At 62.4% G+C, this 12,826-nt stretch carries 11 protein-coding genes; 7 read left to right on the top strand and 4 right to left on the bottom strand.

Annotation, left to right across the window (positions count from 1 at the left end; all coding sequences use genetic code 11):
* The 5 genes from ACVZUB_RS22460 (at position 1) to ACVZUB_RS22440 (ending at position 6,192) form a co-directional block, all read left to right on the top strand.
* Positions 1-1,752, top strand: a complete 1,752-nt coding sequence (locus ACVZUB_RS22460) for a sodium/solute symporter (RefSeq protein WP_030534942.1) — start codon at positions 1-3, stop codon at positions 1,750-1,752.
* A gap of 162 nt (positions 1,753-1,914) precedes the next feature.
* The gene (locus ACVZUB_RS22455; RefSeq protein WP_482627780.1) at positions 1,915-2,274 is read left to right on the top strand and encodes a DUF485 domain-containing protein; all 360 of its coding nucleotides are present in this window, start codon (positions 1,915-1,917) and stop codon (positions 2,272-2,274) included.
* Entirely contained in the window at positions 2,274-3,911 is a 1,638-nt protein-coding gene (locus ACVZUB_RS22450) for a solute symporter family protein (protein WP_007727752.1), read from the top strand. The genes ACVZUB_RS22455 and ACVZUB_RS22450 overlap by 1 nt, the downstream gene beginning before the upstream one ends.
* Positions 3,912-3,984: 73 nt before the next feature.
* Positions 3,985-4,416, top strand: a complete 432-nt coding sequence (locus tag ACVZUB_RS22445; RefSeq protein ID WP_003939735.1) for a type II toxin-antitoxin system Rv0910 family toxin — start codon at positions 3,985-3,987, stop codon at positions 4,414-4,416.
* 120 nt (positions 4,417-4,536) lie between these two features.
* On the top strand, positions 4,537-6,192 hold the full coding sequence (locus ACVZUB_RS22440) for a substrate-binding domain-containing protein (protein WP_338925715.1): 1,656 nt from the start codon (positions 4,537-4,539) through the stop codon (positions 6,190-6,192).
* A 1-nt stretch (position 6,193) separates the two neighbouring features.
* Here the strand turns inward: ACVZUB_RS22440 and ACVZUB_RS22435 are convergent, their stop codons facing one another.
* Positions 6,194-7,099 (bottom strand): ABC transporter substrate-binding protein, encoded by a 906-nt coding sequence (locus ACVZUB_RS22435; protein WP_208690350.1) that lies wholly within the window; start codon positions 7,097-7,099, stop codon positions 6,194-6,196.
* Positions 7,100-7,164: 65 nt separating this feature from the next.
* Entirely contained in the window at positions 7,165-7,437 is a 273-nt protein-coding gene (locus ACVZUB_RS22430; RefSeq protein WP_037128762.1) for a WhiB family transcriptional regulator, read from the bottom strand.
* Between the two features lie 115 nt (positions 7,438-7,552).
* On the opposite strand from ACVZUB_RS22430, the gene ACVZUB_RS22425 reads away from it, so the two are divergent.
* The gene (locus ACVZUB_RS22425; RefSeq protein ID WP_459678316.1) at positions 7,553-9,835 is read left to right on the top strand and encodes an ATP-dependent DNA ligase; all 2,283 of its coding nucleotides are present in this window, start codon (positions 7,553-7,555) and stop codon (positions 9,833-9,835) included.
* On the opposite strand, the gene ACVZUB_RS22420 is transcribed toward ACVZUB_RS22425, so the two are convergent.
* Entirely contained in the window at positions 9,735-11,276 is a 1,542-nt protein-coding gene (locus ACVZUB_RS22420) for an MFS transporter (RefSeq protein WP_482627779.1), read from the bottom strand. The genes ACVZUB_RS22425 and ACVZUB_RS22420 overlap by 101 nt on opposite strands.
* Positions 11,277-11,353: 77 nt before the next feature.
* On the opposite strand from ACVZUB_RS22420, the gene ACVZUB_RS22415 reads away from it, so the two are divergent.
* Positions 11,354-12,001 carry a TetR/AcrR family transcriptional regulator gene (locus tag ACVZUB_RS22415; RefSeq protein ID WP_003940096.1) on the top strand — a complete coding sequence of 216 codons (648 nt, stop codon included), beginning with the start codon at positions 11,354-11,356 and terminating at the stop codon, positions 11,999-12,001.
* Positions 12,002-12,005: 4 nt separating this feature from the next.
* Here the strand turns inward: ACVZUB_RS22415 and ACVZUB_RS22410 are convergent, their stop codons facing one another.
* The gene (locus ACVZUB_RS22410) at positions 12,006-12,728 is read right to left on the bottom strand and encodes a TioE family transcriptional regulator (protein WP_007727731.1); all 723 of its coding nucleotides are present in this window, start codon (positions 12,726-12,728) and stop codon (positions 12,006-12,008) included.
* Positions 12,729-12,826: the final 98 nt, after the last annotated feature.

Raw genomic sequence — 12,826 nt, 5'->3', positions numbered from 1 at the left:
GTGGGAGGACAACCTATCCCGGTGTTGACGGTGCTCGGCATCGTGGCAGCAGCTGTCGCGACGGTGGCTATCGGAATCTACGGCGTTCGGCTCGCTCGTACCACCTCGGACTTTCTCGTCGCGTCCAGAACCGTCAGTGCGCGGTGGAATGCGACGGCCATCTCCGGCGAGTACCTCTCTGCTGCTTCGTTTCTCGGTGTTGCGGGGCTGGTCGCCAAGTACGGCGCCGACGCACTCTGGTATCCCATCGGCTTCACCGCCGGATACCTCGCCCTGCTGCTGTTCGTCGCAGCGCCGCTTCGGCGTTCCGGTGCGTATACCGTCCCCGATTTCGCCGAGTTCCGTCTCGGCTCACCGCGATTGCGCAAGCTCGCGATGCTCGTGGTCGCGATGGTGTGCATCCTGTATTTGATTCCACAGTTCCAAGGCGCGGGACTGACGCTCAATATCTTGCTCGGGGTTCCCAGTTGGATCGGCGGCGTAGCGGTCGGGGTCATCGTCATCGCCAACGTCGTCGGCGGCGGGATGCGCTCGATCACCTTCGTTCAGGCCTTCCAGTACTGGCTGAAACTGACTGCCGTCGCGATTCCCGCTGTGGCACTGACCTTCTACTTCTTCGGCGATCACCACGACGTCGGCGCGTCGATGCCGCCGACGGTCACCACTGCGACGACCGTCGACATCACCACCGACGTCGTCGTCCAGGTGTCCGAGCCGGTGACGGTCAGCGGCGGCACAGTCGACGGGCGAGCGGTCGAAGGCACGATGACCCTGGGGCCGGGGGAGCACACTCTCGGTGAAGGCATGTCCATGGTCCTCGACGCGGGAGCCGCCGTCCCTGTCGTCGCCGGAGCGCCCGCGCAGAACTCTGACTGGATCACCCCGGGTTGGGGTTTCGGTGGGCCGCACCCGATGTACCAGGTGTACTCGCTGATGCTCGCGACCTTCCTCGGAACGCTCGGCCTTCCTCATGTTCTCGTCCGGTTCTACACCAACCCCGACGGCCGGGCAGCCCGTCTGACGTCGCTCGCCGTTGTCGGTCTGGTCAGCGTGTTCTACCTGTTTCCGACACTCCTCGGCGTCTTCGCTCGCCTGTACGTCCCGCAACTTCTGATCACCGGCACCTCTGACGCGGCGGTGCTGCTGTTGCCGGGCTCGGTGTTCTCGGGGTGGGGCGGACAACTGCTGGCAGCCCTCGTGGCGTCCGGTGCCATCGCCGCTTTCCTGTCGACGTCGTCCGGATTGCTCGTCAGCATCGCCGGCGTCGTCAGTACCGATGTTCTCCGTGGTCGAGTTCGAGACTTCCGTATTGCAGCGCTACTGGCCGGGGTCGTTCCTCTCGTGCTGTCGCTGGCGGTGGTGTCGGTCGACCTCTCGAGAACCGTCGGTTTGGTGTTCGCAGTCGCCGCGTCGACGCTCTGCCCACTGCTCGTATTGGGTATCTGGTGGCGCGGTCTGACTGCCGTCGGCGCGGGGGCGGGGATGGTTGTCGGTGGATGTGTTGCGGGCACTGCCGCTACTGTCGCCGTCCTGGGTGGTTTGTCGGAGGACGTCCTCGGTGGCTGGCCGGCAGCCATTTTCGCGTTCCCGGCCGCGGTGAGCGTGCCGCTGGCGTTCCTCACGATGATCGTCGTGAGCAAGGTGTCGTCGAAGCAGATACCGGCAGATATTGCGCGAATCTTCACGCGGATGCACGCCCCGGAACGTCTCGGAATGGGCTCCGATCGCGAAGACGATCTCCGCCAACCCTGACTTTCACCGCCCGAACCCTCTGCCGTTGGTCGCGCCTGCCTGACCGTTCGGCGCAGCGCGCGACTGCTCACCGTGTGACTGGCGCCACAGCGTCTTCATGTGACTCCGATCTCACTAACGTCTGTGCGTAGTTCACTTCACACGCGAGGCGAGGAGCCGGCAGTGTCCACAGCAGAAATCAGTGAGGGGTCGCCGCAAGAGCGACGCACCCCGGATGCCCAGGCATTCATAGACATGCAAGCGAGTCCCGAATTCCAGGAACTCCGAACGCGTCTGCGCAAGTTCGTTTTCCCCATCACTGCATTCTTCCTGCTCTGGTATGCGGTGTACGTCGTCCTGGCTACCTATGCCCACGACTTCATGGCCACCAAGGTCCTCGGCAACATCAATCTCGGCATCATCCTCGGCCTCGGGCAATTCGTCACGACCTTCGCCATCACCGCGTGGTACGTGAAGTTCGCCGGTCGTGAGCTCGATCCCCGCTCCGCCGCCATCCGTGAAGAACTGGAAGGTTCCGCATAGTGATCACCACACTCGCCGCGTCCGGAACGGACGTAGGAAACCCAGCCTTCAACATCGCGATCTTCCTCGCTTTCGTCGTCGTGACCATGACGCTGGTGATCCGCGCCAGCCGGACCACCAAGAAGGCGTCCGACTTCTACACCGGTGGTGGGCAGTTCACCGGCCCGCAGAACGGGTTCGCCATCGCCGGTGACTACCTCTCGGCGGCATCGTTCCTCGGTATCGCAGGTGCGATCGCCGTGTACGGCTACGACGGCTTCCTGTACTCTATCGGCTTCCTTGTCGCCTGGTTGGTTGCACTGCTCCTGGTCGCCGAATTGCTCAGGAACACGGGCAGATTCACGATGGCCGACGTGCTGAGCTTCCGACTCAAGCAGCGTCCGGTGCGCATGGCGGCAGCCCTGTCCACTCTGGCCGTTTCCCTCTTCTATCTTCTTGCCCAGATGGCCGGCGCCGGTGGACTTGTCGCGCTGCTGCTCAACATCGACGGCAAGGTGGGACAGTCGATCGTCGTCGCGATCGTGGGTGTGCTGATGATCGTGTACGTCTTGGTCGGCGGCATGAAGGGCACCACCTACGTACAGATGGTCAAGGCAGTTCTGCTGGTTGCCGGAGCCGGAATCATGTTCGTACTCGTTCTGTGGGCAGTGCGCGGCAACTTCTCTCAGTTGCTCGCCAATGCGCAGGACATGGTCAACAGTTCCACCACCAAGGGTGTGCAGGGACGCGACATCCTCGGGCCCGGTGCCAAGTACGGTCTTTCCGGAATGACGAAGCTCGACTTCATCTCTCTCGGAATCGCTTTGGTGCTCGGCACCGCGGGCCTGCCGCACGTGCTGATGCGCTTCTACACGGTGCCCACTGCCAAGGAAGCTCGCCGCTCGGTGACCTGGGCGATCGCGCTCATCGGTGCCTTCTACCTGTTCACACTGGTTCTCGGCTACGGCGCGGCCAGCATGGTCGGACCGGACAAGATCTTGGCAGCGCCTGGTAAGGAGAACGCGGCCGCTCCGCTTCTCGCCTTCGAGCTCGGTGGCACCATCTTCCTCGGCATCATCTCCGCGGTGGCGTTCGCGACCATCCTCGCCGTCGTTGCCGGTCTCGCGATCACTGCTTCGGCGTCGTTCGCTCACGACATCTACGCCAGTGTCATCAAGCGCGGCAACGCAACCGAGGAGCAGCAGGTTCGAGTTTCTCGAATCACCGTCGTGGTCATCGGACTCGTCTCCATCGTTCTCGGCATCATGGCGATGGGGCAGAACATCGCCTTCCTGGTGGCTCTCGCCTTCGCAGTGGCGGCCTCGGCGAACCTGCCCACCCTGCTCTACTCGTTGTTCTGGAAGAAGTTCAACACCACCGGTGCGCTCTTCAGCATCTACGGCGGTTTGATCAGCTGCTTGACGCTGATCGTGTTCTCCCCGGCGGTGTCGGGTAAGCCGTCGTCGATGTTCCCGAACTCCGACTTCGCCTGGTTCCCGCTCTCGAACCCCGGCATCGTCTCGATTCCGCTGGCATTCGTCCTCGGCATCGTCGGTACGTACATCGGACGTAACAAGATCGAAGATCCGGCAAAGCAGGCGGAGATGGAAGTTCGCTCCCTCACCGGCGTCGGCGTCGAAAAGGCAGTCAGCCACTAAGAGGGGCAAAGCCCCGTGCGTCTTTCTGGTACCTCTGGTTACGGAAAAGGCGCACGGGGCTTATTGTTCTGCCATGGCAAAGCTCACAGTGAAAATCGACGTTCCGCTTCCTCCTCAGGAAGTGTGGGACAAGGCGTCCGATCTCAGTGGATACGAAAACTGGCTCGTGGTTCACGACGGATGGCGCAGTGAACTTCCCGAACAACTGGGTGTCGGCACCGAGATCAGCTCGGTCGTGACCGTGAAGGGCCTGCGCAACCGCGTTCGGTGGACCATCAAGAAGTACGACGTCCCGAAGGCGATCTCGCTCAAGGGAGACGGCAAGGGCGGGGTCAAGCTCGGTCTCGAACTCGACGTCAAGGCAAAGGGCGACGGGTCGGAACTCGCGCTGACAGTCGAGTTGGGCGGCGCGCCGTTGTTCGGCCCGATCGGTTCGAGTGTGGCGCGGGCGCTCAAAGGCGATGTGGAGAAGTCGCTGGCCCAGTTTGTCCAGATCTACACCTAAGTTGTGGAGATTTCCACATCGAGCTACTTCACCGCTAACATGAGTTAGGATTCTTTTCGGCGGGATAAACCGGGCATCGGTTGGTTATTGATGCGGGTCCCGCCGGAAAGGATTCGATCAATGTCGTCTCGTCATGGGTACGGCGCACCACCTGCGTCCATGCCTCGATCCGTGCAGGTTCTGATCGGACTCTTGGCAGTAGTCGCAGTCGGTGGAACCGCAGCATTCGCCGTGACGTTCAAAAGCGTCAGCGACAAGGGAGAACTCGGTGCGAGTGCTGTCACAGCTGCGACGGCAACCAGCTGTGAGAACCCGGAAACCGTGACCGTGGCCGCCGATCCGTCGATCGCCTCGGGACTCGAAGCTGTCGCCGCTGCCATCCCCGCTACGGAACTCGGGTGCAGCTCGCTCAGTGTGACGCCGCAAGATCCCGTGCTCACCGTCGCGGCGATCGCCGACGGTTCGGCACCCGCACTGTGGATCCCTGATTCGAGCGAATGGTTGGACAAGGTTTCGGCTAGCGGGCAGGAGATTCGCCGGATCAGCAACTCGGTCGCGTCCACCCCTGTTGTCACTGTCTCGGCGCCGGGTAGCGAGGCACCCGCCGCTTGGACGGATGTCCTCGGCGCTCCAGCACTGCACATCGGCGATCCCCTCACCAGTGCCGTCTCCAGCGCACCGATCGTGGCAGCCTTTGCCGAGGCCCAGTCGCGGGGCGGGGACCTCACGTCCATTTCGGCAGCCCTGGTCCCGGTGGCGCAAGCGCAGTACGGAAATCTGAAGGAAACCGGTTCGACCGGACGCATCCAAACCGTGGACGCGGACGGCGGGACCGCGGTGACGACCGAGCAGACCTTCGAGGCTTATCTCGCCGCACATGCGGACAGTCGACTCACCGCGTCGGTACCGTCTTCCGGTTCGGTCTTCATGGACTACCCGATGGCAAGTGTGGGTGCAGACTCGTCGGCGGCGGACGACGCCGGCAAACTGCTGGCGGCAGCGCTGGCATCGGACACCGGGCGCTCCGTACTTGCCGGCCTCGGGTTCCGCGGCGCGGATCAGGCCCCACCGGTAGCCGGTGGAGTGGGAAAGGTTGGCTCGCTGGTGCCGTCCGATCCGTCTGTGGTCACCAAAGCGCTTGCGCGGTACGAGATTCTGTCCAGGCCTTCCCGCGCGCTGGCAGTTGTCGACGTCTCGGGGTCCATGGACTACATGCAGGACGGGGTCACTCGAATGGCCGCGACGGCGCAGGCCGGTGACATCGCGATCCGAATGTTTCCTGCCAACGCACAATTGGGTCTCTGGGCGTTCTCCGTAGACCTCGGCGAGGGCACGGACTACCGCGAACTCGAACCTGTCGCCCGTATGGATGCAACTGAAGGCGACACGGATCATCGGAGCAAACTGCTGTCTCGGATCGACAGCCTCTCTTCGATCGTCGGCGGCGGAACAGGTTTGTACGACAGCGTTCTCGCCGCGTATCGGTCCATGCAACAGACCTACGATCCGGCCTCGATCAATTCGGTGATTCTGCTTACCGACGGTGCCAACGATGATCCGTCGAGTATCTCGCTGCAGGAACTTCTCGACACCCTGACTCGCGAGCAGGACCCGACGCGGCCGGTACCGATCATCACCATCGGTGTCACCGATGACGCCGATACCGATGTGCTCGAGCAGATTTCGACTCTCACCGGCGGCAACAGTCACTTCGCTCCGACACCGGCAGACATCCCGAAGGTCTTCGTCGGCGCGATCAGTGGGCGCGCCGGCTGAACTACTCGAGAACGGGTGCGTCGGCGCTGTCCGTGATCCATTCGGTTGCGAGTTTCTCGAGGGTGCCGTCGGCGTAGAGCGCATCCACGGCGGCAGAGACGCACGCCGTCAGCGGACTGTTCTTCTCGAGCACGAACCCGAAGAATTCGGTGACTGCGTTGGGCCGCGGAAACTGACCCACGATGACCGACCCGGGCAGTTCGTTCTCGGTGATGTGAAATCCGGTCGGGATGTCGACGACCAGTGCGTCGATCTCGCCTGCGGCCAGCGCAGCTTTCGCATCGTCCGTGGTCGCGAACTCGCGTGGCGCAGTGGTCGGAACAATCGTGTCCGTGATCGCCGCGAGGCTGGTGGAACCGGTCTGAGCGCCCAGTCGGTAGCCGGCAAGATCCGCAAGATTCTTTGCCTCAGCGGCTTTGCTCCCGCGCGAGGCGATCACCGACTGCGCCACTGCGTAATACGGCGAGCTGAAGTCGACGTTCTCGCGGCGATCCCCGGAAACCGTGAACTGATTGACGTCGAAGTCGAAATCCTTGGGGCCTGGTTTCAGTGCGTCGTTGAAGGCGACCGTGGTGAAGCGAACCTGATCGGCGTTGTACCCGAGTTTGTCGACGACGGCCCGGGCCACCGCCCCCTCGAAGCCCTTGCCGTTGGACGGAGTGTTGTCGACGAACCACGGCGCGTACGCCGGCGAATCGGTGGCGATGGTCAAGACACCGTCTTCGAGGGTGGTCCCGCTCTGGGGTCCGCACTTGTCCACGGCAGTGGTCGAGGGCAGTTTGGTGAATGCCTCGGGAACCGTGGTCGTGGTGTCCGCTGCCGCAGGTGCCTCCGGCTGCGACGAACACGAGCCCAACAAGATCGAGGAAGCGAAGATCGCGGTCACGGCAACAGCGCGTCGTGTCATAGGCACAAGGCCATCTTGCCTGTTTGTCCGGTACGGACGTGACGGGGGTCTCGTGTGAGCGGAGTTCACGCAGCTGAGCGTCGTAGTGCAAGGCGCTCCGACGGTGTCGTCCCACCCCATACTCCGTGTGGTTCAGCGGTGTCGAGTGCAAACGTCAGGCAGTCCCGAATGACCGGGCAGCGGAAGCACACCTGCTTGGCGGAATTTTCCCGTGCAGCCCGATTGCGTCCGCGCTCTTCACCCGGCGAATAGAACACCGCCGGGTCCACTGTTTTACAGGTGGCGAACATCCGCCAGTTGTTGTCCACCAACGGCTCCACGGAACTGCGAACTGTCATCGTGGTCTCCTCTCCCATCGAGAATCCAGTCTTGCCCGTGGCCTGGCGCAGCGGCAGGTTTCCGATCCATCAGATTTCTACTGCCAGACGCAGCGCTATCCAGCACAATGAGGAGATGGCAACGACGGATCGGGGTCAGATCACTCTCGACGGCACAACCGTGTCCGTGACCAATCTGGGCAAGATTCTCTACCCCGAGAGCGGCACCACGAAGGCCGAAGTCATCGACTACTACACCCGTATCGCCGCAGTCATGCTTCCGCATGTCGTCGGTAGACCGGGTACTCGAAAGCGTTGGCCCAATGGCGTGGACGGTCAGTCCTTCTTCGAGAAGAACCTTGCGTCGTCTGCCCCGCAGTGGCTCACGCGTGCGTCGCTGCAACATTCTGATCGTGTCGTCACTTACCCGGTCTTCGATTCCGTTGCATCCCTGGCGTGGCTGGGGCAGCAGGCCGCACTCGAATTGCACGTTCCCCAATGGCGATTCGACGGTTCCGAGCGTGGTCCGGCGACACGACTGGTATTCGATCTCGACCCGGGCGAAGGCGTCGGGTTGACCGAGTGCGCCGAGGTGGCGAGGTCGATTCGAGATCTGGTCGCAACTCTGGGGTGGACTGCCTATCCGGTAACCAGTGGTAGCAAGGGAATTCACCTCTACGTTCCACTGGATCGAGCCTTGGACGGCAGCGGTGCGTCGACTGTCGCCAAGCAGATCGCCACCGGACTCGAGAAGCTTCACCCGGATCTCGTCACCGCGACGATGGCTCGAAATGTGCGGGCAGGCAAGATTTTCGTGGACTGGAGTCAGAACAACGCAGCCAAAACAACCATTGCGCCGTACTCGATGCGCGGTCGCGATCAACCCTATGTTGCCGCGCCGCGCAGTTGGGCCGAACTCGACGATCCGAAACTACGACATCTGTTGTTCGACGAGGTTCTGGAGCGCGTCGAATCCGATGGTGATCTGCTGGGCGATCTGGATCCGCCGGTCTCGGCGGCTGTAGCCGACACGTTGACGCACTATCGCAACAAGCGGTCGGCCGACCGGACGCCGGAGCCGATCCCTGCTGCGGTGACCAAGGAGACAGCGGGCAATACCTTTGTGATTCAGGAACATCACGCCAGACGATTGCATTACGACGTTCGCCTGGAGCGGGATGGTGTGCTCGTGTCCTGGGCTGTTCCGAAGGGCGTGCCGACCAGTGCCGGAGAGAATCGGTTGGCCGTGCACACCGAGGATCACCCGCTCGAGTACGCCACGTTCTCGGGCACGATTCCGAAGGGGGAGTACGGCGGCGGTTCGATGACGATTTGGGATTCCGGGACGTACGAGACCGAGAAGTGGCGTGAAGACGAGGTGATCGTGCGCCTCAGTGGGAAACGGGTGCAGGGACGCTTCGCGCTGATCCGGACGAAGGGTGACCAGTGGTTGATGCATCTGATGAAGGATCAGAACGCGAGTTTCGGAACGGAGTTTCCCAAGAATCTCGAGCCGATGCTTGCCACCGCTGGAACGCTCGAAGGTCTCGACTCGCAGGAGTGGGCTTTCGAAGGTAAGTGGGACGGGATCCGAGTGATTCTCGAATATCATTCGGGCACAATGTCACTTCGCAGTCGCGCGGGTAACGACAAGACCGGGGACTATCCCGCCCTTGCCGGGTTGGCCGAGGTGCTGGACGGTCATGACGTGGTTCTCGACGGTGAAGTGGTGGCGTACAACGACGCGGGGGGCACCGATTTCGGTCTTCTCCAGCGAGGTGGGGAGCCGGTGTTCCTGGCCTTCGATCTTCTGTACCTCGACGGAGTGTCTTTGCTGCGGAAATCCTACTCGGACCGGCGCACCGTGTTGAATGCGTTGGCGGGCAAGGTCGGTGAGCTCGAGGTACCTCCACAGATCGAGGGCACGGCGGAGAACGCGTTGGAGGTGAGTACCGATGCCGGATGGGAAGGGATTGTCGCCAAACGTCGTGCATCGGTCTACCTTCCGGGGCGGCGTGGGTCGAGTTGGATCAAGGTGAAGAACTGGCGCACTCAAGAGGTGGTGATCGGAGGGTGGCGCACCGGGCAGGGCAATCGAGCACAGGGGATCGGGGCGCTGCTCATGGGAATTCCGGGTGAGTATGGATTGACCTACGTGGGACGCGTCGGTACCGGCTTCAGTGATCGCGACTTGGAGTCTTTACTTGCGACACTGGAACCGCTGCGTCAGAAGGAAAGTCCGTTCGGGGAGGAACTGCCCGCCGACGACCGCAAGGGAGCAGTGTGGGTGAAACCGGAACTCGTCGGTGAGGTGCGGTTCATGGATTGGACGAAGACCGAGCGTCTGCGTCATCCGAGTTGGCGAGGTCTGCGGGAGGACAAGAAACCGGGCGACGTGGTGCGGGAAACAGTGCAATGACGGCCAACGCACCGACGAACGCGACTGCGGCACAGATTTGGATTCCGGTACTCATCGCCGAGGTGTAAGCCTGGTTCGCTGCGTCGGTCAAGGCACTCGCGGGGGGAGCGCCGGCATGGATCTGCGCCGGATCGGCTGTGGAAGTGTCGACTCCGGGTTCGAAGCGGGACCGGAAAACGGTGGCTACGACCGTCCCGATGACGGCGACGCCCAGAACTCCACCCAACTCTCGCACGACGCTGTTGATCGAACTGGCCATCGAAGCCTGCTGGGGCGCAACCGAAGACATCGACGTGGTTGTGGCCGGAGCCATGACCAACCCCATCCCCGCGCCGACCAGTGCCATGATCGCAGCCAGGATTCCGAACGGTGCGTACCAATCTGCTGCGATCGACAGGACCAACAGTCCCGCGGACATGACTGCGAGACCGCTCGCGATCGAACTGCGCACGCCGAATCGGCCGACCATACGATCGCTGCTGGAGGCGACAGTCGCCATCACTATCGCAAACGGAACTGCACCGACGCCGGCGACCAATGGACCGTAACCACGAACTAATTGGAGGTATTGCGTGTACGTGAAGAGAACTCCGAAAAGGGCGAAGAACGTTACGGCCAAGATGGCATTGGAGATGCTGAACACTCGACTGGTGAAGATGCGCACGTCGGTCATCGGCGCCGAGGCCCGCAGCTCCCACCAGACGAATCCGGCGAGAAGTGCTGTTGCGCTGACGATCTCCACTAGCGTGACGGGCGACGACCATCCGCGAAGGCTTGCCTGGGTGAGGGCATCCACGATCAAAGCCAGTCCGCCGGCGGATAACAGGAGCCCGGGGATGTCGAACGAACCCTTCGTGATTCCTCTTGCCGGGGGCACAAGAGAAACCGTCGCGGCGATCACACCGGCGACCAGTGGGACGTTTATCCAGAAGACGCTTCCCCAACTGAAATGTTCGAGTAGTACGCCACCGGCTACGGGGCCGATCGCGATTCCCAGTCCGGCGGTTGCAGACCAGATTCCTATCGCCCGGCCTCTCTCGTGCGGGGCGAACATCGAGACGACAAGTGACAGCGTCGCCGGCATGACCAGTGCGGCGGCTGCCCCCATCACTGTTCTCCAGCCGATCAGCTGCAACGACGTGTGAGAGAGGGCAGCGAAGGCTGACCCGAGAGCGAACAAGGTGAGGCCGGTCAGAAGTATCCGACGGTGACCGAATCTCGCGCCGAGTCCACCTGCCGTGATGAGCAAGGCGGCGAACGCCAATGTGTATGCGTTGGTGATCCATTGCAGGTCGACGGTGGTCGCCCGCAGTTCGCGGGCAAGGGTCGGGATAGCGGTGTTGAGGATGGTGTTGTCGATCGTGACTACGACGAGGGATGTGCAGAGGGCGCCCAGTGCTGCCCATCGTCGCCGGTCAGTGGGTTCGAGGGAATTCATCATGTCCTTACGAATGTAACCTTACGAATGTTTAGTGATGAGAACGTACCCCTTCGCCTTACATGTGTAAAGTTTGTCGGGTGAGTGATGTTTCCGAAGATGCCGATGAAACTGGGACGAGTGGTTCTCGGAGTACTCGCGCCCGAAATCCGAGAGGAAGCGGCGCACGGCTCCGCGGAGAGATCGTCGCCGCAGCGGCGACGCTCATCGCCCGCACCGGATCGGATCAGGCGGTGACGCTCCGATCGGTCGCTCGCGAAGTCGGGATATCCGCACCATCTATCTACGGACACTTTTCCGATCGCGATGCCATTGTCGAAGCGGTGGTCTCCGAATCGCTGGAGCAGTTGCATCTCGCCGTGGCCGACGCCGTTTCCGCACACCCCGACCCGGTCGAGGGTCTGTATGCCGGGTGCTCGGCATACGTCGAGTTCGGCATTTCCGAGCCCGCTCGGTATCGGGTCTTGTTCGGGTGGTCCAGGCCGAAAGGTCAGTCACCACAATCGGATACGCGAGGACTGGCCGCCTTCAACACGCTGGTGACCAACCTCGACGCGTGCGTCGCCGCTGGGAGGTCGGCCAGCACAGACACTTTTGTCGATGCGGTATCGATCTGGACTTCGCTGCACGGACAGGTGATGTTGCGGGCCGATCTCCCGGAATTCCCGTGGCCGTCGACCGACACCGTCGGTGAGATGGTGAGGAGCCTTGCGCGGCTTGTGAACTGACGCCTCAACCGTTTGCTGATCGGCAACCAGGCGAGGTCTGATCCAGCATCGTGAGATAGGCATCGAGCTGAGCTGCGCCGGCGAGAAGGTTGCGACTGCGTGTGGCCAGCCGGTCTTGCCAGGATTCGAGGAACGCTGACAATGCGTCTGCTCCGCCGGCCTCGCGCAGCGAATCGAGAAACTGAGCGACTTGCGACAGCCGATAGCCACCGCGCCGCAGCTGCCGTGCGATCTCGGCGTCGCGCACACACTCCGGACCGTATTCGCGATAACCCGTTGCTCGTTCGCGCTCGGGGCGCAGGATGCCGTGCTCTTCCCATGTGCGCAGTGTCGCCGGGTGAACGCCGAGACGGCGCGCCAGCTCACCCACCGTCAGCGCTGGACCGTGCACCAGTGCCGGTGCCATGGTGGACAGAGTCCCCAGCGCTGTGGCTACCTCGGTGCGAGTTTTTCGCTCGGCGAGCAGCGTCACGTGCGCACTGTCGATCAGGCGGTAGGCGGACTCGGTGTCGCCCTGGTTGGTCGCCCGCATGATTTCCGTGGCCCGCTGGTGCCCGTGACCGCCGCGCAATGCGAGGAAAGTGCGCAGGGCTTGCGCGTGCACTGGGGTGTATCGCCGGTAGCCGTAAGTGCTGCGCTCGCTCGGAGGGAGGATGCCGGCATCGTCGTAGTTGCGGATCGCCTGTGCGGACAACCCGTGTTCACGGGCAAGGTCTATGGGCCGCACTGATCACCTCCGATTGAGGCTTTTCACGGTATACCCCAGGTAATTGCCAGTGAAAGTTTCAAACGAATCTTCAACGATACTGTCGAAGGCAGTCCACC

It is taken from the genome of Rhodococcus sp. OS5 (genome assembly GCF_056837585.1).
The sequence above is the reverse complement of the archived record's forward strand: the minus strand, read 5'-3'. Positions and strand labels throughout refer to the sequence as shown.

Coding starts and splice junctions, on each gene's coding strand:
- ACVZUB_RS22425 (WP_459678316.1), top strand. CDS start 7,553: ATGGCAACGACGGATCGGGGTCAGATCACTCTCGACGGCACAACCGTG.
- ACVZUB_RS22435 (WP_208690350.1), bottom strand. CDS start 7,099: ATGACACGACGCGCTGTTGCCGTGACCGCGATCTTCGCTTCCTCGATC.
- ACVZUB_RS22430 (WP_037128762.1), bottom strand. CDS start 7,437: ATGACAGTTCGCAGTTCCGTGGAGCCGTTGGTGGACAACAACTGGCGG.
- ACVZUB_RS22440 (WP_338925715.1), top strand. CDS start 4,537: ATGTCGTCTCGTCATGGGTACGGCGCACCACCTGCGTCCATGCCTCGA.
- ACVZUB_RS22445 (WP_003939735.1), top strand. CDS start 3,985: ATGGCAAAGCTCACAGTGAAAATCGACGTTCCGCTTCCTCCTCAGGAA.
- ACVZUB_RS22420 (WP_482627779.1), bottom strand. CDS start 11,276: ATGATGAATTCCCTCGAACCCACTGACCGGCGACGATGGGCAGCACTG.